20 protein-coding genes and 1 pseudogene are annotated in these 19,587 nt (G+C 65.6%); 8 read left to right on the top strand and 13 right to left on the bottom strand.

Annotated features, from left to right (window positions below):
* The first annotated feature begins 126 nt into the window (after positions 1-126).
* From ileS to ACYQ0R_RS02405, 3 genes are all read left to right on the top strand, one after another.
* Entirely contained in the window at positions 127-3,273 is a 3,147-nt protein-coding gene (ileS, locus tag ACYQ0R_RS02415) for an isoleucine--tRNA ligase (RefSeq protein WP_459820747.1), read from the top strand.
* Positions 3,274-3,474: 201 nt separating this feature from the next.
* Entirely contained in the window at positions 3,475-3,945 is a 471-nt protein-coding gene (locus tag ACYQ0R_RS02410; RefSeq protein ID WP_459820746.1) for a GNAT family N-acetyltransferase, read from the top strand.
* A gap of 130 nt (positions 3,946-4,075) precedes the next feature.
* Complete coding sequence (locus ACYQ0R_RS02405) at positions 4,076-4,405, top strand: 4Fe-4S dicluster domain-containing protein (protein ID WP_459820745.1); 330 nt, start codon at positions 4,076-4,078, stop codon at positions 4,403-4,405.
* Between the two features lie 36 nt (positions 4,406-4,441).
* On the opposite strand, the gene ACYQ0R_RS02400 is transcribed toward ACYQ0R_RS02405, so the two are convergent.
* Positions 4,442-5,719: an RNA-guided endonuclease InsQ/TnpB family protein gene (locus ACYQ0R_RS02400; RefSeq protein WP_459820744.1), complete on the bottom strand. Its 1,278-nt coding sequence runs from the start codon at positions 5,717-5,719 to the stop codon at positions 4,442-4,444.
* A gap of 464 nt (positions 5,720-6,183) precedes the next feature.
* On the opposite strand from ACYQ0R_RS02400, the gene ACYQ0R_RS02395 reads away from it, so the two are divergent.
* Positions 6,184-7,167 carry a prepilin peptidase gene (locus ACYQ0R_RS02395; RefSeq protein ID WP_459820743.1) on the top strand — a complete coding sequence of 328 codons (984 nt, stop codon included), beginning with the start codon at positions 6,184-6,186 and terminating at the stop codon, positions 7,165-7,167.
* On the opposite strand, the gene ACYQ0R_RS02390 is transcribed toward ACYQ0R_RS02395, so the two are convergent.
* Positions 7,141-8,412 (bottom strand): M20 family metallopeptidase, encoded by a 1,272-nt coding sequence (locus ACYQ0R_RS02390; RefSeq protein WP_459820742.1) that lies wholly within the window; start codon positions 8,410-8,412, stop codon positions 7,141-7,143. The two genes, ACYQ0R_RS02395 and ACYQ0R_RS02390, sit on opposite strands and share 27 nt — an antisense overlap.
* A 326-nt stretch (positions 8,413-8,738) precedes the next feature.
* Here ACYQ0R_RS02390 and trxA point away from each other — a divergent pair, with 326 nt between their 5' ends.
* The gene (gene trxA / locus ACYQ0R_RS02385; RefSeq protein WP_459820741.1) at positions 8,739-9,083 is read left to right on the top strand and encodes a thioredoxin; all 345 of its coding nucleotides are present in this window, start codon (positions 8,739-8,741) and stop codon (positions 9,081-9,083) included.
* A 117-nt stretch (positions 9,084-9,200) separates the two neighbouring features.
* Here trxA and ACYQ0R_RS02380 read toward each other — a convergent pair whose 3' ends face one another.
* Both ACYQ0R_RS02380 and ACYQ0R_RS02375 read right to left on the bottom strand, forming a co-directional pair.
* Positions 9,201-10,787: an HTTM domain-containing protein gene (locus ACYQ0R_RS02380; RefSeq protein ID WP_459820740.1), complete on the bottom strand. Its 1,587-nt coding sequence runs from the start codon at positions 10,785-10,787 to the stop codon at positions 9,201-9,203.
* 56 nt (positions 10,788-10,843) lie between these two features.
* Complete coding sequence (locus ACYQ0R_RS02375; protein WP_459820739.1) at positions 10,844-11,332, bottom strand: DUF7979 domain-containing protein; 489 nt, start codon at positions 11,330-11,332, stop codon at positions 10,844-10,846.
* A gap of 76 nt (positions 11,333-11,408) precedes the next feature.
* Here ACYQ0R_RS02375 and ACYQ0R_RS02370 point away from each other — a divergent pair, with 76 nt between their 5' ends.
* Complete coding sequence (locus ACYQ0R_RS02370; protein WP_459820738.1) at positions 11,409-12,113, top strand: SDR family oxidoreductase; 705 nt, start codon at positions 11,409-11,411, stop codon at positions 12,111-12,113.
* Positions 12,114-12,140: 27 nt separating this feature from the next.
* On the opposite strand, the gene ACYQ0R_RS02365 is transcribed toward ACYQ0R_RS02370, so the two are convergent.
* Positions 12,141-12,281: a hypothetical protein gene (locus tag ACYQ0R_RS02365; protein WP_459820737.1), complete on the bottom strand. Its 141-nt coding sequence runs from the start codon at positions 12,279-12,281 to the stop codon at positions 12,141-12,143.
* Between the two features lie 155 nt (positions 12,282-12,436).
* Between ACYQ0R_RS02365 and ACYQ0R_RS02360 the strand changes: the two genes are divergently transcribed.
* Entirely contained in the window at positions 12,437-13,357 is a 921-nt protein-coding gene (locus ACYQ0R_RS02360) for an HFX_2341 family transcriptional regulator (protein WP_459820736.1), read from the top strand.
* 45 nt (positions 13,358-13,402) lie between these two features.
* Here the strand turns inward: ACYQ0R_RS02360 and ACYQ0R_RS02355 are convergent, their stop codons facing one another.
* On the bottom strand, positions 13,403-14,734 hold the full coding sequence (locus ACYQ0R_RS02355; protein WP_459820735.1) for a 5'-deoxyadenosine deaminase: 1,332 nt from the start codon (positions 14,732-14,734) through the stop codon (positions 13,403-13,405).
* Between the two features lie 202 nt (positions 14,735-14,936).
* On the opposite strand from ACYQ0R_RS02355, the gene ACYQ0R_RS02350 reads away from it, so the two are divergent.
* Complete coding sequence (locus ACYQ0R_RS02350; RefSeq protein ID WP_459825645.1) at positions 14,937-15,581, top strand: non-canonical purine NTP pyrophosphatase; 645 nt, start codon at positions 14,937-14,939, stop codon at positions 15,579-15,581.
* A gap of 158 nt (positions 15,582-15,739) precedes the next feature.
* Here ACYQ0R_RS02350 and ACYQ0R_RS02345 read toward each other — a convergent pair.
* The 7 genes and pseudogenes from ACYQ0R_RS02345 to ACYQ0R_RS02315 form a co-directional block, all read right to left on the bottom strand.
* Positions 15,740-16,207, bottom strand: a pseudogene (locus ACYQ0R_RS02345) (DUF7384 family protein); the annotation flags it as partial.
* A 17-nt stretch (positions 16,208-16,224) separates the two neighbouring features.
* A complete protein-coding gene (locus tag ACYQ0R_RS02340; RefSeq protein WP_459820734.1) occupies positions 16,225-16,368 on the bottom strand; it encodes a hypothetical protein in 144 nt (47 codons plus the stop codon).
* Positions 16,369-16,377: 9 nt separating this feature from the next.
* Positions 16,378-17,439: a putative sulfate/molybdate transporter gene (locus tag ACYQ0R_RS02335; RefSeq protein ID WP_459825643.1), complete on the bottom strand. Its 1,062-nt coding sequence runs from the start codon at positions 17,437-17,439 to the stop codon at positions 16,378-16,380.
* Between the two features lie 180 nt (positions 17,440-17,619).
* Positions 17,620-18,351, bottom strand: a complete 732-nt coding sequence (locus ACYQ0R_RS02330) for a fumarylacetoacetate hydrolase family protein (RefSeq protein ID WP_459820733.1) — start codon at positions 18,349-18,351, stop codon at positions 17,620-17,622.
* A gap of 57 nt (positions 18,352-18,408) precedes the next feature.
* On the bottom strand, positions 18,409-18,879 hold the full coding sequence (locus ACYQ0R_RS02325) for a DUF8048 family protein (RefSeq protein ID WP_459820732.1): 471 nt from the start codon (positions 18,877-18,879) through the stop codon (positions 18,409-18,411).
* Positions 18,879-19,202: a MoaD-like domain-containing protein gene (locus ACYQ0R_RS02320; protein WP_459820731.1), complete on the bottom strand. Its 324-nt coding sequence runs from the start codon at positions 19,200-19,202 to the stop codon at positions 18,879-18,881. Before ACYQ0R_RS02320 ends, ACYQ0R_RS02325 begins: the two co-directional genes overlap by 1 nt.
* Positions 19,195-19,479 carry a ubiquitin-like small modifier protein 1 gene (locus tag ACYQ0R_RS02315; RefSeq protein ID WP_459820730.1) on the bottom strand — a complete coding sequence of 95 codons (285 nt, stop codon included), beginning with the start codon at positions 19,477-19,479 and terminating at the stop codon, positions 19,195-19,197. The genes ACYQ0R_RS02320 and ACYQ0R_RS02315 overlap by 8 nt, the downstream gene beginning before the upstream one ends.
* Positions 19,480-19,587: the final 108 nt, after the last annotated feature.

Here is a 19,587-nt window from a genome sequence, read left to right as displayed (position 1 = left end):
CGTACCGTTGAGAACCCCGATGACCCCGTCGTTTCCGATCGTGGACATCTTACCGTTCCATCGAGCCTGCCGTAGCCGCCCGCCGACTCCGCCGTATTCAAATACGCGGGGACGGAGTCACAGTGTATGGAGCAGATCGATGACCAGTACACCCCCGCGGACGTCGAGTCCACGGTCCAGGCGTACTGGGACGACGCTGACGCCTACGAGTCGGCACGGGAGGCGCACGCCGACGACCCGCCGTTCTTCTTCGTCGACGGGCCGCCGTACACCTCCGGCCAGATGCACCTCGGCACCGCGTGGAACAAGGCGCTGAAGGATGCCGTCATCCGGCATAAACGGATGACCGGCCATCGCGTCACCGACCGGCCGGGCTACGACATGCATGGCCTGCCGATCGAGGTCAAAGTCGAGGAGAAGCTCGGCTTCGAGAACAAAGGCGACATCGAGGCGTACGGAATGGAGGCGTTCATCGAGGAGTGTAAACGCTTCGCGGAGGAGAACCGCGAGGCGATGGACGAGGATTTCCAGTCGATCGGCGTCTGGATGGACTGGGCGGATCCGTATAAAACAGTCTCACCCGAGTACATGGAGGCTGCGTGGTGGGCGTTCTCCGAGGTGGCGGAAAACGGACTCGTCGAACAGGGGAAACGCTCGATCTCGCAGTGTCCCCGATGTGAGACCGGGATCGCGAACAACGAAGTTGAGTACGAACACGTCGAGGATCCGTCGATCTACGTGAAGTTCCCCCTCGCCGACCGTGAGGGCAGTCTCGTCATCTGGACGACGACCCCGTGGACGATCCCCGCAAACACGTTCGTCGCCGTCGACGAGGATCTCACGTATCAGGCCGTTCGCGCCGAGACGACCGGGGAGTCGGAGCTGTTGTACGTCGCCGAACCCTGTGTCGAGGACGTCCTCTCCGAGGGGCGATACGAGGAGTACGAGGTCGAAGCTGAGCTGTCGGGCGCGGAACTTGTCGGCTGGGCGTACGACCACCCGCTTGCGGATCACCTCGCCGAATATCCCGACTTCGAGGGAGCCGGCGAGGTGTACGCCGCCGAGTACGTCGAGGCCGACCGCACCGGGCTCGTCCACTCCGCACCCGGTCACGGGGAGGAGGACTTCCAGCGCGGGACGGAGCTCGGACTGGACATCTTCTGTCCGGTCGAGCCAAACGGCGAGTTCACGGCGGCAGCGGGCGAGTACGCCGGCGAGTTCGTCCGCGACGCCAACGAGGCGATCATCGAGGATCTGGTCGAGGACGGTCACATGCTCGCGCACGGGACGATCGACCACAGCTACGGCCACTGCTGGCGCTGTGATACGGGGATCGTCCAGCTCGTCACCGACCAGTGGTTCATCTCGATCACGGACGTCAAAGAGGAGCTCTTGGAGAACATGGAGGGGTCGGAGTGGTATCCGCAGTGGGCCCGCGACAACCGATTCCGTGACTTCATCGAGGACGCGCCGGACTGGAACGTCTCCCGGCAGCGATACTGGGGGATTCCGATCCCGATCTGGGTTCCGGAGGATGCAGAACCCGGGAGCCTCGACGAGGAGATGATCGTGATCGGCACTCGCGAGGAGCTGGCCGAGCGCGTCGATCAGACGGTCGATCCGGAGTCGATCGACCTCCACCGTCCCTCCGTGGACGACCTGACGATCACGGAGGAGGGGACGACGTATCGACGCGTCGAGGACGTGTTCGACGTCTGGCTCGACTCCTCGGTCGCCAGCTGGGGAACGCTGGGCTACCCGGGCGAAACGGACGAGCACGAGGAGCTGTGGCCCGCAGACCTCATCATCGAGGCGCACGACCAGACTCGCGGCTGGTTCTGGTCACAGCTCGGGATGGGGACCGCGGCGGTCGGCGAGGTGCCCTACGAGCAGGTGCTGATGCACGGGTTCGCCAACGACAGCGAGGGGCGCAAGATGTCGAAGTCGGTCGGGAACATCGTCACACCCGACGAGGCGATCGAACGCGCCGGCCGTGACCCGCTCCGGACGTACCTCCTCTCCCACGACCAGCAGGGCGTCGATCTGGCGTTCGAGTGGGACGGCCTCGGCGAGATCCAAGGGAAGCTCAACATCCTCTGGAACGTGTTTCGGTTCCCGCTCGAGTACATGGAGCTCGACGGGTACGACCCCGCGGCGGCGACTCTCGACGACGGGGAACTCGAGGTCGTGGACCGCTGGGTGCTCTCGCGGCTCCAGTCGGTCGAGCGGGAGATTGCCGATGCGTGGGACGAGTACCGCGTCAGCGACGCCGTCAACGCGCTGATCGAGTTCGTCACGCAGGATGTCTCCCGATTCTACGTGAAGGCGGTGCGCGACCGAATGTGGGAGGAGTCGGACTCCGCGTCGAAACGCGGCGCGTACGCGACGCTCGCGACGGTGCTCGACGAGGTGATCCGGCTGCTCGCGCCGATCGCTCCGTACGTCACCGAGCGAATGTACCGGACGCTCGACGGCTCCGCGACGACGGTCCACGAGCTGTCGTACCCCGAGCCGGACGAACGGCTACTGGACCCCGAGCTCGAACGCGACGTGGCCGTCCTGCGCGACGTCGAGGAGGCGGCCGCGAACGCTCGCCAGCAGGCCGGCCGGAAGCTCCGATGGCCCGTACCGCGCGTGGTCGTCGAGACCGACGACGACGGGGTTGCCGAAGCGGTCGGAAACCTCGAATCGCTGATCCTCGACCGCGTGAACGCTCGCGAGCTGTCGGTGACGGAGACGTTCGACGAGCTCGTCGAGACTGCGGAGCCGCGGATGGCGGAGATCGGTCCGGCGTTCGGCGCGGACGCACAAACGGTGATGGAGGCCGTCGAGGGGGTGACTCGCGAGACCGTCGAGGCCGGAATCGACGTCGACGGCGAGACGGTCGAGCTCGACGACTCCATGGTCGAGTACGTCGCGGAGCCCCCCGAACACGTCTCGGGAGCCGAGTTCGACGGCGGTACGGTGTACGTCGACACGTCCCTGACGCCCGAGATCGAATCGGAGGGGTACGCCCGCGACGTGATCCGCCGAACTCAGGAGATGCGTAAGGAACTCGACCTCGACGTCGAGGCGCGGATCCGCGTCGGCGTCGCGGTCGACGACGACCGGGTTGCGGCGTTCGTCGACGAGCATGCGGACCTGATCGCCGGAGAGGTCCGCGCGGACGCCTGGCTCGACGATCCGACCGACGTGGATGAAGCGACAGGGCTGCTCGAGACGTGGGACGTCGAGGACGTCGCGGTCACCATCGGGATCGAACCGGTTGCGTAGCGGCCCTCCAGCCGGGCGTAATGGTACCTGCCAGCCGGGCGTAATGGTTGGCCACCTGTCGAGCACGACGAGCATCCGTGGTCGACGCGGGGGACGTGTCGTGGCCGAACGTTGACTCGAACCCGAGTGCTCGTTTCCACCGACGGCGTCGAGGTTGCCATTCCCGTAAGCTATACACGGCTGCTGTGTTTCCTCTCGTGTATGCGAGTCCGACCGGCGCGTCCCGGCGACGCCGAGGCGCTACGGGCGGCGGTCTCACGAGCGCGCGAGACCACCGTGTTCGACGATATTGGGGCACCGTTACTCGACGTCTCAGCTGCGGGAGTCCGCGAGGCGGCCTCCGAGGCGGACTGCTGTTATCTCGTCGAGGACGACGATGCTCCGATCGGACTGGCGATAGCTCATCCGGACGACGACGGTACCGAGGCCGAACTGCTCGCGCTGTGGGTCCACCCCGAATACGTCGGCGACGACATCGAGAACCGACTACTGGAACGCGTGGCGTCGTCGCTGTCGGAGCGGGATGTCGAACGGCTTCGAGCGACTATCGAGCGCGATCAGCCGAGCTCACGCGAGTTCTACCGGGCACACGGGTTCAGCCACCGCGAAGTCGTCACGAACCGCGGCGGCTCCGAACTGGTCGTCGTCGCCCCGGTGGAGTCGTTCCTGTAGCCGTGGTGTCCGAAGTCGATCGGTTGTCGTGATAGGTCGGCTGTCGTGGTGGATCGATCACGGCGCCGTCCGGTGCGGCCGCGTCCTCGTCGTCGAATTTATAAGTCCCGAAACGAGTGATACGTTACCGATGGCCATCGACCCGAACTTCGAGGAGAACAGAGAACAGGTGGACGAAGAACACAACGTCGCGGTGTGGGGTCCGGTCGATCCGCCGGAGGAGCTCGGCATTCGCGGCACCCACGTCGCGGTCGACTTCGACATCTGTCTCGCCGACGGTGCGTGTCTTGAGGACTGTCCAGTCGACGTGTTCGAGTGGGTCGACACGCCGGGGCATCCCGAATCGGAGATCAAGGCGAACCCGACGAACGAGGACCAGTGTATCGACTGCATGCTCTGTGTCGACGTCTGTCCGGTGGACGCGATCGACGTCGACCCCGGCCGAGCCGGACGGATCTGAGGCGTTCACGATTGCCCGCGGGTAAACTACCCCACCCTACTCGCTCACGGCTTCGCCGTTCGCTTCGTTGAGGGTGGGGCTTTCGCGTGGACTCCCGCTCTGGCCGGAATCTCCGGCAGGGGGGTCATATCCTCCGTTCGCGTTCAACGTCCCGCGATTCAAGCGCACGCCTACGGGTGCGCCTCCGTCGTCCCCAGTTTGGTTACGGCGGAGATACCGCAAGCCGATGTTCTTGGCGGCGTTGTAGTCGGCGTGGTTCTCGTAGCCGCATTTCAGACACTCGAAGTCCTCGCCGTCGCGGTTGTCAGGGTGGGTGAACCCACAGTGTGAGCAACGGCGTGACGTATTCTCTGGGTCCACCTGATCCACGTCGATACCGTGGAGTTCGGCCTTGTATTCGACGTACTCGTACAACCGCTCGAACGCCCACTTGTGCCCCCACGAGGCACCGGAGAGGCGGTCGCGGATGCCGGTCAACTCCTCGAAGGCGATGACCGTACAACCGTTTTCGGCGGCTTCCTCAATGATACCGTTCGCAATCCGGTGGAGCATCATCTTGAACCGACCCGTCTCCTTGCGACCGACCGCTTGGATGTTCTCGTGAGCGTGACGCGAGCCACACTGCTGGAGTGAGCCCCGACGCTTCTCGTACTCGCGCCGCCAGTGGTCGAACTCGTCGCCCGACCAGAACGTGCCCGTCGAAGTGACCGCGAGTTGGTTCACACCGAGGTCAACGCCGAGGACTGTGCTGTGCTCGGTCGTTGCCTGCTTCGGCGTGTGCGACTCCATCTCCGCCTTTGTGCGGAGATGAAGGAACCACTCACCATCTCTGTGGTGCAGTTCTGCGCCCGTCACCTCGTAGTCGTCGTTGTCGAGATACCGGCTGTGGGGTGTGTCGCGGTCGCCGTCTGGTAGGACGTACTCGACTTCGATGCGTCCGTCTATCGTGGCGAGGGAAACGTGGTCGTCGTGGAACGTCGCACACCGCTTGTCGTAGACAACGGTCGGCTTCGAGAAGTGTGGTTTGCCAGCATACTCACCTTGCTTCCAACGAGCAACGACGCCCTGTACGGCGTCGGCGGCCTTGTTGCGGGCGTTCTGGACGAGATTCGCGTGTAACCGGGTCCGGTCGCGCACGTCGTCGTAGGTTTCCGCCTGCAACTGGGCCTTGCTCGTGGTCTTGTAGGTGCCTTGCCAAGCGTGGTCAACGACGTAGTTGGCAGCCCATAGAAACTCATCGACTGTCTCGCGGAGAAGTGCGGCGTCGTCGCCGTCCACGTCGAGTTTCACCGGGACAGTACGCCGCACCTCCATACGTCAGATGTATGGTTGGTAGTTTATCAACGTTGGGGAGAAAGGGCGGCAACAGTCCGTGGTGTGTTTCGGGGTTGTCGGCTTCTGCGCGCGGGCCGCAGGCCCGCTCGCACGGCCCGAGGCGCGGAGCGCCTCGCTGTCCTCTCCGGCCTACTCGCGTCGTCCTTCCGACTGTCGTCGGAAGTCCTCGCTCTCTCCTCACGGGCCATAGGCCCGTTCGGATGGTCAGCGGGACCGACGGTCCCGCACGACTTAAGGCCGGAGGCTCCGCCTCGAAACTGCTGACGGGCCGCGTCGTCTTCCGAACCGTGCGTCCACCGATTCACACGTCCGCCCGTCCCGGAGCGACCACGGCGTCCACGTCGCCACTCCCGCAGGACCCGGCCGGTCGCGGATGCTGAGAGGTCAACAGGACCGAGAGCCGAACCCAAACCCCTAATTCCCTCGCACTCGCGGATGCGAGTATGCTGGCAACGCTGTCGGATCTCCTGCGGCTGCTCGTCGTTCCCGTGTTCGCGTGGGCGGCCCTCCGCGACATCCGAACGCGAAGGCTTCCGAACCGAATCTGGCCGCCGATCTACGCGTTCGGACTGCTGCTTCTCGTCTGGGAGATCGTTCGACTGTGGCCGATCGCCGGACTCCACGGTCGACTGTTCGTCGTCCAAGCCGCCGTGAGCCTGCTGTTCGTTGCGCCGCTCGGCTACGCGTTCTGGTATTTCGGCGCGTTCGGGGGTGCCGACGCGAAGGCGCTGATCGCGATCGCCGTCGTCTTTCCGACGTTCCCGACGTACGCCGTCGGTTCGACGGTGTTCCCGCTCGTGGTGACGGATCTGGGCGTGTTCTCGCTGACGATCCTCACGAACACCGTGCTGATCGGGGGAGCCTACCCGCTCGCGCTCGGGGCGTACAACCTCGCAAACGGCGAGATCGCTCCAGTCGCGCCGCTCGCCAGACCGGTGGCGACCCCCTCGCTCATCGATCGGCACGGGATGCTGTTCGAGAACACGGACGGGACGACGCGTAACGGCCTCGATCTCGACGCCCTCCGGATGTACCTCCGATGGCGAGGTGTCACCCTTGCAGACCTCCGTGCGGAGCCGGGTCGTCTCCGCGATCCGGCCACCGTCACCGAGACGTTCGCGCCGACTGACGGCGGTACTCACGTCGGCCCGCGGACGGACGGTGGGGTCCACGACACCGGCCCGGACGAGGAACCGTTCGACGATCCGTGGGCGGCCGAACGATTCCTCGCGGAGATCGACGGCACTGCCTACGGCACCGACCCCGAGACGCTTCGCGAGGGGCTCACGGTCGTGGCGACTCGGGACGAGGTGTGGGTGTCGCCGGGGCTTCCGTTCGTCGTGCCGATGTTTCTCGGAATTGTCGTCTCGTTGACGTACGGTGACGTGCTGTTCGCGGGGTTAGCTGCCGTCGGCCTCGTGACGTGACCGCTCGGCGAGCCAGACTGCCGGCAGGCGAGCGTACAGTTCGGCGTTCCGCGTGAGCGCCTCCAGGGTCGTGTACTCGTCGACCGCGTGAACCGTGTCGGTTCCGAACGCGAATTCGACGGTCGGAACCCCCGCGTTCCGGAACGTCTTCGCGTCGCCACCGCCCGTCGCACTCCGGCGATAGATCCGGTCGCCGATCGCCTCGGAAGCGGTCGCCGCGACCGCCTCGACGATCGGCTCGTCGACCGGTTCGTAGGTGCCAACCGACCAGCTCACCTCGGCGATCGAGACGCCGTCGTGCTCGTCGAGACAGTCGCGAACGTCCGCAAGCACGTCGCTCGTGTCGACTCCGGCAGTCAGCCGAACGTCCAGCCGTGCGGTCGCGTCGCTCGGAACGGTGTTTATCGCCTCGCCGCCCTCGAACGTTCCGAGGTTGACGCTTGGCTGCTCGAACAGCTCGCGCGCCGCCGCGCCCATCGTCGGCTCATAGTATTCGACCGACTCCTCGACGATCCGTTCGATCTCAGGGTCGAGCGACAAGCGTCGTCGCGAGAGCCGTCGTCGAACGGTTCCGACGGCCTCCCAGAGCCGGTCGATGGCATTGTCACCGAGCATCGGGCGGGAGCCGTGCGCGGCGGTTCCGGTGGCGCGGAGCGTCAGCCAGATGCTGCCACGGTCGGCGACCGTGACGGAGTGGCGACCGCCGGCACACGTCGTCTCGCCGATGACGCAGGCATCGGCGTCGAGATCGTCGAGCACGCCGCGCTCCTCGAGCGCAGACACGCCGGCCGATCCGCCCGTCTCCTCGTCGCTCACGAACGCGAACGCGAGCGAAACCGGCGGCGTAACGTCGCGCTCGACGAACGTCTCCGCCGCGTGTAACATCGCGGCCAGCGGCCCTTTCATGTCGGTCGCGCCCCGTCCGTACAGCCGGTCGCCGTCGCGCTCACCGAGCGGGTCGCGACGCCACTCGTCGGCGTCGAACGGCACCGTGTCCAGATGCCCGTTGTACAGCAGCGTTCGGTCCGTTTCGCCCGGAAGCGTCGCGAGCACGTTCGGCTTCGCGGGGTCCGTGGCCACGCGCTCCGTCTGTACGCCGAGTTCCGAGAAGAACCCCTCCACACGGTCGGCGAGGGCGCGTGTGTCGCCCGGCGGATTCCGCGTGTCGATCGCGATCAGCTCCGCCGCCAGATCGAGCACCCGCTGGCCGGAAACCGACGAGACGACGGGGGCGACCGAGCTCATGACCGTCGCACGCCCGATCGACCCTCTCGACGACTCGACCGAGTGCCCCGTCGTGGTCGACGTCGATGCATACGTGAACCCACACCCGCGACCAACTTAACTGTTGGCCCAGTATTTCTCACTGTTTACAACATACGTCTCTGCAGTCCGCGGAGACACGACCGTTTATATTTCCCGCCACACACTAGAATTGGCGTTATCCGACGTATTAGCCGTTGTACGAGATGTTCGCCGAAACGAACCGGGTGTCGGGTGGGAGTTAGGATTGTGATTAATACACAATACTTCCAAAACCCTTATCCGTCGTCGCCGTGAAGAACGTGGTGATGAGTTCCCACGAAGACCCCGTCCCGTCGGAGCCGATCCATCTGGGTGGGGAAGCCGAGCTCGAAGAGCTAGTATCGTCGTACGACGTCGTTTTAGTCGACTTCTACGCTGACTGGTGTGGTCCGTGTCAGATGATGGAGCCGACGATAGAGACCCTCGCAGCCGAGACCGACGCCGCCGTGGTGAAAGTCGACGTCGACGAGTTCCAGGCGTTGGCCGCGGAGTACGGAGTCCGCGGCGTTCCGACGCTGATCGTCTTTTCCGATGGCGAGATGGAGGAGCGGCTCGTCGGCGCACAGTCCGAGGACGTACTGACGAACGCCGTCGAGAGTCACGCGGCGTAAGCCGCCAAGGGATCGCTTCGGCCCGCCAAGGGATCGCTTCGGCCCGCCAAGGGATCGCTTCGACTCGCCGGTCGATCGAACGAAGCCGACGTCGCAGTGCTACCGACTGCCGACGGTTCAGCCGTCCGGTGGCGCGATCGTCGTCGGATTCGCTCCGTCACAGCCGTGTCGCGAGAGCAGGTGTTCGCTCCGGTCTCGAGCGTCCGGATCATCTATCGTCTCCCACGTGATGTTCTCGTCGACCGCATACATGTTGATGTGCGTGAGCGACGCACCCGACTCGGTCTCATACGTCGCACACAGGTGTGCAGCGAGGTGGTCGCCGACCGCGCCGTCGACGCTCCGAAGCGACCCCATGTAGAACCGCTCCCTGTACGTCCCGTGTTGTCGCTGAAGCTCTTCGTAGGGTCGCTCGTAGGTGAGCTCCCTGTCGTTTCGCGCGTCGACCGCCTCGCCGTTGACCGTCCGCGCGGGGAACACGTAGTAGCGGTCCGAGGTCCGGGGATTCGGCGCGAAGATCGACCAGTCGGTCTGGAACTCGACGAGCGCCGCCCCGCCGGCCGACAGCTCCGCCTCAGGCGTGTCGTCGGCAACGACACCGACCGACGAAAGCGACGCCGTCACGGCGACCGCGACCACCGCGACCGCGACGACGGCGGCGACGTACTCGTAACGTGGACGGTCAGCCACGAAACGTTCTCCGACCGCCAGACGCCGTGCTGGCGAGAGGGTCGGTCGGGGAACTCGCTCCGCGGCGCGGTGTGTTCGCTCACGAACACCGGCGGCCCGGTCTCGACTCCCGTCCAACGCTGCCAGCGGCCCGAACGCGAGTCGCCGTCGGAGTGCGTCGATATCCCGCCACGCCGACGGCTGGTAAAACAGCAGGAGCCCGGCGAGACAGACGTACGAGAACGCGCCGATCCGGACGGTCACCGCCATCGAGAGATGGGCGATCATGAACGCTGCGACGAGCAGATGTCTGGGTCGGTCACGGAGCGCGAGCAACAGCCACGATCCGAGCAGCATGCCGAACCACGTGAGTCCGCCGAGCTGCAGCAGCGTCGGCGACGCCCGCAGCACATCGCCGAACAGGAACGTCATCTCGTCGATTCCGAGGACCAGCGCGGCCGCCTCGCCGCTCCACCACAGCTCGGAGGCGGTCTTGTGGTAGCCGTTGACCGCGTACATCGTCACCATCTGCGCGAGGATGAGCGCCGTTGTGACGCCCGCGACCGCTTCCCGTCGTGGCCGGTCGGCTGCGACGGCGTCGACGGACCAGCGCTCGCCGAGCGGCAGAAAAATCGCCAGAAACAGCAACGTCGTGAACAGCGTGTCGGCGAAGCTCGTGACGAACGGGTTGCGGAGGTCGAGCGAAACGACGAGCACGAACGCGATCACCGTCGCGATCCGGGTGTAATAGCCGAGCGCGAGTGCGACACCGACGATCCCGGTGAGCGCGAACAGGACGGCGGTCGCTTCGGGCGTCGGTGCGAGCGCGTACACTGAGTATCCGGCCATCGGCTCCGCAGCGACGGCGAGTTCGTGCGGTACGACGCCGTCGTCGGTGTAAAAAAACGTCAGATTACGCGAGCGCGCCAGCACGTCGGCGACGATCAGGACGCCGGCGAGCATCCGGAACAGCGCGAGCGACCGGGTGTCGATCAGGATCCGACTGCGAACGAGCGCGCGGAGCCGAGTCGTCATCGTAAGTGGTCTCCTACACTCTCCGGAGATGATATATGCGTTGCGTCCGGAGGATGTCAACGCGATCCGGACGGTGAGTCACGCATCGCGACCGCGACGGCCGCGATCACTGCGAGGAATCCGACGAGGAAGGCGGCTGGCTGGACGACGACCCGTTGAGCGACGACGGCGTCCGAGTCGCGCTCGACGGTTCGGGTCCAGAACTCGTAGCGGTCTCCGTCGTGTGACACCACGAGCAGCCCGTCGCCGAGCGACGGTTCGGTCGGGTACGAGACTGATTCGGCTCGCTCGTCAGGGTCCTCGACGACGAACCCGGCCTCCTCCGCGTCGAGCGCGCGCTCGAACGCCTCGCGAGCGTCCGGATCGAGATCCGTGGCCGGCACGACATCGGATGCATCGACGGGAGGTGAGTCCGGCCCGACCGGCTGGACGGCGTGCGTGTACACCGGCGTCGACTCACCCACGGTGACCGGGAGGTACAGCGGGTTCGCCATGAGGGCAATCCCGACGACCAGCAGGGACGCGGCGAGGAGCCGACCGTGCATGGGTCGGCTTCATCGGGGACCAGCAAGAGGCTTTCCGCTGCTGTGGGTTTATCACCGTTGCGTGCCATGATGTCACATGAACGTTCAGTTCGAGTTCGAGGGCGACGTAGCAGTAGTGACCGGCGCGTCCGGTGCGCTCGGCAGCGCGACCGTCGAGGCGTTCGCGAACGCCGGCGCGACGGTCGCTGCGGCCGATCTCCGGCCGCCGGAGGACGACGACGCCTTGCTCGATCCTGCGCACACGGCGTCGTTCCACGAGGCGGACCTCACCGACGAGGATGACGTCGAGCGAGTTGTCGACGAGGTCGTGGCTGCTCACGGCGGGCTCGATCACCTGATAAACATCGCGGGGACGTGGCGCGGCGGCGACCCGATCCACGAGACGGACGCGGACCTGTTCGACTTCCTGTTCGACGTGAACCTGAAAACGATGTTTCTGGCGAGCAAACACGCCGTCCCGCAGCTCCGCGAAACCGAGGGGACGGTCGTCTCCGTCTCCGCGCGCTCCTCGCTGTCGGGTGGCACCGGCGATGGGATCTATCGTGCGAGCAAGGCGGGTGTACGACTCCTGACGGAGACGCTGGCCGAGGAGAACCGCGGCGTCGTGCGGGCGAACGCCGTGATGCCGAGCGTGCTCGATACGCCGATGAACCGAGAGATGATGACGCCGAGTGACGACTGGGTCGATCCGGCCGACGTCGCGGAGACGATACTGCTGCTCTGCTCGGACGCCGCGAGCGTGACGAGCGGCGCGGCCGTTCCCGTGTACGGCGAGGCGTGAGCCGGACTCTCGGCGGAACTCGAGGCGTCAGCGACCCGATCGGCCCCGTTCGGGATCGTACTCGCAGGCCCCGTTCTCACACCCGCGCCCCTCGACGCTCCGGTCGATGAGCCACCGGTGCAGCCGGGTCAGCACTCCGGCGTCGTCCGTATTGTTTTTCGTACCCATTACTATACAATACATCTGAGACAACAAAACTCGTTCGGTGACACGTGCGGTCTCCAGGCGTGGTCCGGTGTCGGTTCTGCCTGGTGCTCCGGTGTTTTATTATCGGCATCGCGGTGATCTGGTGTTTTTTTAAGCGGCGTCGCCACGTTTCGCGTATGCAGACGCATATCGTGCCGGTCGGCTTCGACTACGACCGGCTGATCGCCCCGCTCATCCGGGATCAGTTCGACGTCGACCGGGTAATTCTGCTCGAGGGGTCGGTCGGGAGCGAGGCGAACGTCGAATACTCCCGAAACATCGCTCGGAAGCTCGAGCAGGACTTCCGGAACCTCCTCGGTGCGGAAACCGTTCGCGAGCGCCTGCCGGACGTGTACGACTACGACGCAGCGTTCGAGCGGGCGTTCGACCTCATCAACGCCGAACTCGATGCGGGAGACGACGAGCGCGAGGTGTGGGTCAACGTCTGCTCGATGCCCCGCCCCGTCTCCTTCGCGTTCGCGACAGCCGCCCATTCGATCATGGTCGAACGCCAGGCGGACAGAGACCGGATCCACACGTACTACACTGCTCCCGAGAAGTACCTCGAAACCGAGCTCGCCGAGGAGCTCCGCGCGAATCGGGACCTCCTCCGGACGCTACGGACCGACGGCGACATCGACGACGACCGCGTCGCCGAGCGCCTCGAGACGACGACGGAGCTGCTCTCGGAGTTCGACGAGCGCGGCACGACGATCGGAGCCAAGCGGATCGGCGAGAGCCACATCGTCGAGCTGCCGGTCGCCTCCTTCCAGAACGTCAAACCGTTCGAGGAGCTCGTGCTGTTCACGCTCGGCGAGCACGGGGAGTTCGAGTCCGTCTCCGAGCTCGCCGAAACGCTCGCGGCCGAGCTCAACGAGGAGTACACCGACTCGTTCCGGTCGAAGGTTATCTACAACGTCGACCGCCTCGGTCCGGGCGGGAAGGGGTACATCGAACAGGAGTCACACGGGAAATCACACCGGACGACGCTGTCCCGGATCGGCGAGCTGTGGGTCCGGGCGCACGGTGGCGAGGATATCGACCTCGCACGCCGGTAGGTGGCCGCGCCGCCCGGCCCGTCCGGCAGCTGTGCAGCGATCGAGTCACCTGCCTCGTGCCGGCAGCTCGACCCCGGCCTCCTCGAGCACGCGTTCCGCGTGACGGGTCGCCCGCGACCGAACCGTCTCGACGTCGATGCCGACGTGTTCGCCGTCGTCGTATCTGATCGCCCCATCGACCATACTGAACACGACATCGTCGCCGTGGGCGGCGTACACGAGATGTGACAGCGGGTCGTGCACTGGGGTCGCCCGCGTTCGATCGGTCGTGAGGCCGATCACGTCGGCTCGATACCCCGGCTCGAGCCGTCCGATGCGGTCGAATCCCGCGGCGCGTGCGCCGCCAATCGTCGCCATCTCGAGAACGCTCTCGGCCGGCAGCCGGGTCGGGTCTCGAGCGTCGACTTTGCCGAGCAGGCTCGCCTGCCGCATCTCGGTGAACGGGTCGAGCGTGTTGTTACACGGCGGACCGTCGTTGCCGAGCGCGACCGTGATCCCGCGTTCCAGATAGTCGTGGATCGGCGCGGTCCCGGAGCCGAGCTTCATGTTCGAGGAGGGACAGTGCGTGACGACCGTCCCCGATTCGGCGAGAATTTCGCGCTCGCGCTCGTCGGTGTGGACGCAGTGTGCGAGGGTGACGTCCGGACCCGTCAGCCCGACCTCGTCGAGCCAACGAACGTTCCGCATGCCGGTGTCGGCCTCCACCGTCTCGATCTCGTCGACGTTCTCGCTCGCGTGCGTGTGGATCCTGACGCCGTCGTACGCGTCGGCCAGCTCTCGGCACCCGCGGAGACACGCCTCGGTGCAGGTGACCGCAAAGCGCGGCGTCACCGCGTATCGAACCCGACCGTTCGCGGCGCCGTGGTACTCGCGAATGAGCGACTCGGTTTCGGCAAGCCCGGTCGCGGTGTCCTCCTCGAGACCGTCGGGTGAGGACCGGTCCATCAGCACCTTCCCGAGTCGCGCGCGGATGCCGGTGTCGATCGCCGCCTCGAACGCCTCCGAGGCGTGGTTCACGGAAAGGTGATCGAGCACGGTCGTCGTCCCCGACTCCAGACACTCGAGGTAGCCGAGCGTCGCGGCCGCCCGCATCGCGTCGGCGTCCATCGCGGACTCCATCGGCAACACGGCGTCGAACAGCCAGTCAAGCAGTGGCTTGTCGTCGGCGATCCCCCGGCCGAGCGACTGGACCGAGTGGATGTGTCCCCCCACGAGTCCGGGCGCGACGAGATCGAACGTTCGCGACTCGTGGTCGGGGTGCGTTTCGCGGAGCTCCGAGGCGTCGCCGACCGCGGCAACCCGATCCGCGTCGACGATGACTGCTCCGTCTTCGATAACCGTCTCCGAGTCGACGATGACCGTTCCGGCGATCAACATCTCCGTCCGTTCCTGTCGGTCGATTCTTAAGAACGTGTCCGTTCGATAGCTCTCTTACACCACCGCCGTTTTCTCACACCATCGCCGTTTTCTCATCGTCTCCGTTCCGCCATCGTTTCTTCCTCGAAGTCGATCGATGATAAAAGAGCGTGTCGTCGCCCGCTATCGACGCCTATTCGTGGCGGCCACCCGGATGAGCATCATGCTCAGATACGTGACGACCAACGCGGGGAAGCTGCGCGAGGCCGAGAGCTATCTCCGAGACGGCTCGGTCTCACAGCTCGATTTTGACTATCCTGAGATCCAGGCTGACGAGCTCGGGCCGATAGCGGCACGCGGCGCTCGAGAGGCGTATCGGGAGGCCGGCGAACCCGTCATCGTCGACGACGCCGGACTGTTCATCGAAGCGCTCGACGGATTCCCCGGTCCCTACTCCTCGTACGTCGAGGAGACGCTCGGCATCGAGCGCGTGTGGCACGTCGCGCGCGATCTGGACGACCGGCGAGCCGCCTTCCGATGTACACTCGCGTACTGTGACGGCGAGTCGTTCGCGGCCAGTCCGGACCCGGTCGACCGCGGCGATCGGGCCGCCGCGGCCGCGACGGGACCCGAAGACGACAGTTCCGTGTCACGGAACACTACCGACGAAACTCTCCCGGTCAAACTGTTTGAGGGATACGTTCCGGGACGGATCGTCGCCCCGCGGGGAGACGGCGGCTTCGGCTACGATCCGATCTTCGAGCACGGCGACGAGACGTTCGCGGAGATGAGCACGGAACGGAAAAATGCCGTCTCACATCGTGGCCGGGCGCTCGAGAAGTTCGCCGAGTGGTACGCGGATCGATAGCTGAGGACGGTCGCTATCGCTATCGCTTCGGGATCGCGAGCCGTGTCGCCCGTGTGCCCTTATGAACCGAGTCCGTATATCCCCGTCCAGGGGACACACGCTACCCACCGCCGAACGCACCAGACGATGACTCCGACATCGTGACAGCTACCGACCGTTCACGAACGGGGATCCCGGTCCGGTCCCGGATACTCTCCGTCCTCGATCTCCGGATACAGTCGTTCGGGGTCGAAAACAGTGGCGAACGCTCGCGGCTCACGAACGCTGACCTGCATTCGACCACGGAGTCCGGCGGCAGCGGCCGGTCCGGTCAACTCGCTATCGAGGCTGATCACGTGCATCGCACCACCGTGATACGCCGAGGCGAGCGCGGGATGGTCGCCCGCAGGGTGGTCGACGGGCTCCCGCCAACTTTCTAGTTTCGTCCGCCAGGCCGCGGCCAGCGACGGATCGGTCAGCGTCGCGATCACGGCCTCCGCGTCGTCCAGGAGCGCGTCGCTCGCGACGAGCGTGGTCCACGAGTGGCGACGAAGGGAGTCAAGCGCGTTCCGTGCGTCTCCCCCGACCAGTAGATCAGCAGCGAGCACGTCGGCGTCGGCGACGACCCGAGCGGGGCTCGGGGACCGTGGAGCAGTGTCAATGGTCATTCGTCGGTCTCCTCCTTCGACCGACGCGTAGCCAGCGTCCGCCGAATTGCGGCCTCATCGACGTCGTAGGTGGCCGCCCGGTCGAACAGCTCCGCGAACGTTACGTCGGGCCCGCTCGTCGCGTCCTCTCCGAGCTTCATGTGAGACGCTCATCCGCGCCGCATATCGGTGTTACGGAGCCCGTGATCGAGGAGGGCTCCGAGGAGGAACGCGACCCCAACGTTGGTGAGGGCGCCGAGCACCCCAACTCCGATCGTCAGCAGCTGATCGTCGCTTCGGAGCGCCACGCGGGCCAACTCGACACCGACGACACAGAGCAGCACGCCGAGCATCGCCATGGGAAACGCGACGACGACTCCGGCGACAAGCGCCAGTCCGATGTACGCCACTCCGAGGATCACGTTCGCACCACCCGTCCGTGCCCCGAACGCGTGCTTTCCGGCGAGGCCGCCGCTTCCGTGACACATCGGGAGCCCCCCTATCGGCACCGCCGCGAGGGTCATCGCTCCCATGCTCTCAGCGAGCCGATCCGCGGAGACATCCCTGTCGAAGAGATCCGAACACAACAGGGCGGTCGCAACCGCCGCGTTACCGATAGTCATGGCCAGCTGGGCAGCGACGCCCTCGAGCGCACCGCGTGTGAACGATGGACTACCGCTGGCGAACGAGGTGAACTCGGGCAGCGTCGGTGTTGGAACCCCAGTGGTCCACGCGGCGACGATACCCCCAAGCGACAGGACGATCAGGGTTCCCGCATCGCGATACCCGGCAAGCGCGACGACGCCGACGAGGCCGGCAGCCACGAGCGCGGGAATCGGCCGACGGACCGCGAGTTCGATCCCCGTGATCAAAAGCAGGAGCCCGACCGCGAGTTGGATCCCCCGGACCACGGGGAGCCCGACCGCACGCTCTATTGCGCCGACGATGCCGAGACGACCGGCAACGAGCAGCACCACGCCAGCGATCAGTCCTGCAGCAACGAGTTCACCCATCGATATCGTTCCGGCGATCGCCAGCCCGGCGAGGGCTTTCATTGGCTCGACGGAGAGCGGGATCCCGTACACGACACCCCAGAGGATCTGGAACACGCCGAACGCGACGAGGGTATGTGCAAGCGACAGGGGCGTCAACAGCGCAAGCGAGACGACAATTGGAAGAACTGTAATCGAATCCCCTAACGCTCCGGTCATCTCGTCGAAGCCGAACTCCATACCGTATTCGAACGAGATCTGTCGTAGCGCCACGTAACGCCCATCTAGACACAGATGGAAAGGCGTTTTCAGTAATCGTATGTGGGATCTCCGAACCGGCGAGAAACTATGTTTAGTTACTCTCGGAGTTCAGCCACGCTGGCCTTCGAATGGGCTGTGACGCGCTGCCGCGGACGTGCGTCACCGCTCCCCCGTCGACGGCTCGGCGACCGTGTTAACAAGGGTACCGATCCCCTCGTAGGTGATCGAAATGCGGTCACCCGGCTCGATCAGTCCGGGGTTCGCGGGACTTCCGAACGCTACACAGTCGCCCGGTTCGAAGGTGAATCGCTTCGAGAGGTACGCGATGGTCTCCCTGGGGCCGAACAGCAGTAGTTCGGTGTTCGCGTCCTGTCTCGTCTCGCCGGAGACAGTCGTCCTGATGTCGAGGTCGGTCGGGTCGACATCGGTTTCGATCCACGGCCCGAGCGGCGCGGAGCCGTCGAACGCCTTGCGCTCGGTCAGCCCCTTCTGGTCGAGCGCGTCCACGTCGTTGAGGATCGTGTATCCTCGGACGACATCCGGCACGTCGGCCGGATCGAGCTCACGACACCGCTCGCCGATCACGGCGACGAGCTCACCGGCGTACGTGAGCTCGTCGGTCCACTCGGGGTACGGAATCGACTCGCCGTCCGCAAGGAGGCTCGTCGGAGGCTTGAGGAAGAACTTCGGCTCGTCGGGGCGCTCGTACTCCATCTGTTCGAGCGTCTCCGCGTAGTTTCGTCCGATGCAGTACAGCGCCGTCGGTTCACACGGCGGAAGCAGTCGCCCGTCGCGGCCGACGTCGTAGCGTCCGTCGTCGGTTACTACCGCACCGTCCTCGTAGCGTCCGGCAACCGGACCGTCCGGCGTAAGCAGGCGTGCGAGTCGCATGGCTCTTTCACCCTCCGGTGAGGGGAAAAGCGCGTCGGTGGATATGTGGGGGACGGCTCACCGCGGAGGAGCGTCCTCGGAGTCGACGTCAGCGCTCTCGGAGAGGCCAGTGTCCGTTCCGGAATCGTCGGCATCCGTCCCGATCACGACGCCCGTACGGATCTCGAGTGCGACGTCGAACTCCTCGCGACGGTCCTCCGCCGAGCCGACGCGTTCGAGCGCCGCCTCGTGGGCACGCTCGACTGCGTCGCGCTCGCGGGCAGAGAGACCGAGTCTCGTTCCGAGGCGTTCCCAGTGGCCACGCTCGACGAGGAACGTCTCTCGATCCGGTTCGGCGGCGACGCGTTCGTACTGCCGCCGATACTCGTCGATCCGCGGCCCGAGGTCCGATTGGACGCGGGCCAACAGATCCGGGAGATCGTCCGCCGGAACGCTTGCGAGCGCAGCCGCCTTGAGAAACGCGGTTCCGTCGATCGGATGCTCCGAGTCATCGGAGTCGCTCCCGTCGGAAGCGTCGTCGCGGGTCATTAGCCTCCGGCGCGCATCGCCTTCAGTGTGAAATCGGCGATCAGTTCGTCGAGCACCTCCGGCTCGCCGGCGAACGACACCGTCACCTCAGTGAGCGTGATCGACCCGGCTACGGCTACCGTTTCGGCGGAAAGCGTCGCTCGCCAGCCGTCGCCGTCGACCCGAGTCGCCGCCGACGGGTCGTCGGTCCCGACGAGTTCACCGCCGAGATTCCGAAGGTAGTGTGCCGTCAGACGGCGGGAGACCCCCCGGTAATCTCGCTGCTCCCGGACCCACCCCTCCTCGAGGGGAGGCGACGCCGCTTCGTGGTCAGGATCACTCATGACCGCCCGCGACCGGGGGAAAGATCGAGAGCTGGTCTCCGTCATCGATCGCAGTGTCGAGGCCGTCCATGTGTAACACCTCGCGGCCGTTCTTCAGGACGCTGATCTGCGGTGCCAACTCGCCGTCGGCGATGAGCTGGTCCGCGAGCCCGTCGTACTTCCCCTCCAGCGATCGGAGCACGTCACCGACCGTCGCGTCGTCGTCGACTTCGTAGGGAATCGTCTTGCCGCCGACCGCCTCCCTGAACGTCGCAAAGAACCGAAGTTCCAGTTCCATACCCGAGCGTCGGGTCGAAGCGTCTTAAAAAAGGCGACGCCGAGCGTCCGCGATGCACACGAGGCCGGATGACCGTCGTCGACCCTCCGAAACGGTATCGGCGACCGC

Source organism: Halorubrum luteum, assembly GCF_054652935.1.
This window is presented reverse-complemented; position numbering and strand designations above follow the sequence as displayed.

Coding starts and splice junctions, on each gene's coding strand:
- ileS (WP_459820747.1), top strand. CDS start 127: ATGGAGCAGATCGATGACCAGTACACCCCCGCGGACGTCGAGTCCACG.
- ACYQ0R_RS02410 (WP_459820746.1), top strand. CDS start 3,475: ATGCGAGTCCGACCGGCGCGTCCCGGCGACGCCGAGGCGCTACGGGCG.
- ACYQ0R_RS02405 (WP_459820745.1), top strand. CDS start 4,076: ATGGCCATCGACCCGAACTTCGAGGAGAACAGAGAACAGGTGGACGAA.
- ACYQ0R_RS02400 (WP_459820744.1), bottom strand. CDS start 5,719: ATGGAGGTGCGGCGTACTGTCCCGGTGAAACTCGACGTGGACGGCGAC.
- ACYQ0R_RS02395 (WP_459820743.1), top strand. CDS start 6,184: ATGCTGGCAACGCTGTCGGATCTCCTGCGGCTGCTCGTCGTTCCCGTG.
- ACYQ0R_RS02390 (WP_459820742.1), bottom strand. CDS start 8,412: ATGAGCTCGGTCGCCCCCGTCGTCTCGTCGGTTTCCGGCCAGCGGGTG.
- trxA (WP_459820741.1), top strand. CDS start 8,739: ATGAGTTCCCACGAAGACCCCGTCCCGTCGGAGCCGATCCATCTGGGT.
- ACYQ0R_RS02380 (WP_459820740.1), bottom strand. CDS start 10,787: ATGACGACTCGGCTCCGCGCGCTCGTTCGCAGTCGGATCCTGATCGAC.
- ACYQ0R_RS02375 (WP_459820739.1), bottom strand. CDS start 11,332: ATGCACGGTCGGCTCCTCGCCGCGTCCCTGCTGGTCGTCGGGATTGCC.
- ACYQ0R_RS02370 (WP_459820738.1), top strand. CDS start 11,409: ATGAACGTTCAGTTCGAGTTCGAGGGCGACGTAGCAGTAGTGACCGGC.
- ACYQ0R_RS02365 (WP_459820737.1), bottom strand. CDS start 12,281: ATGGGTACGAAAAACAATACGGACGACGCCGGAGTGCTGACCCGGCTG.
- ACYQ0R_RS02360 (WP_459820736.1), top strand. CDS start 12,437: ATGCAGACGCATATCGTGCCGGTCGGCTTCGACTACGACCGGCTGATC.
- ACYQ0R_RS02355 (WP_459820735.1), bottom strand. CDS start 14,734: ATGTTGATCGCCGGAACGGTCATCGTCGACTCGGAGACGGTTATCGAA.
- ACYQ0R_RS02350 (WP_459825645.1), top strand. CDS start 14,937: ATGCTCAGATACGTGACGACCAACGCGGGGAAGCTGCGCGAGGCCGAG.
- ACYQ0R_RS02340 (WP_459820734.1), bottom strand. CDS start 16,368: ATGAAGCTCGGAGAGGACGCGACGAGCGGGCCCGACGTAACGTTCGCG.
- ACYQ0R_RS02335 (WP_459825643.1), bottom strand. CDS start 17,439: ATGGAGTTCGGCTTCGACGAGATGACCGGAGCGTTAGGGGATTCGATT.
- ACYQ0R_RS02330 (WP_459820733.1), bottom strand. CDS start 18,351: ATGCGACTCGCACGCCTGCTTACGCCGGACGGTCCGGTTGCCGGACGC.
- ACYQ0R_RS02325 (WP_459820732.1), bottom strand. CDS start 18,879: ATGACCCGCGACGACGCTTCCGACGGGAGCGACTCCGATGACTCGGAG.
- ACYQ0R_RS02320 (WP_459820731.1), bottom strand. CDS start 19,202: ATGAGTGATCCTGACCACGAAGCGGCGTCGCCTCCCCTCGAGGAGGGG.
- ACYQ0R_RS02315 (WP_459820730.1), bottom strand. CDS start 19,479: ATGGAACTGGAACTTCGGTTCTTTGCGACGTTCAGGGAGGCGGTCGGC.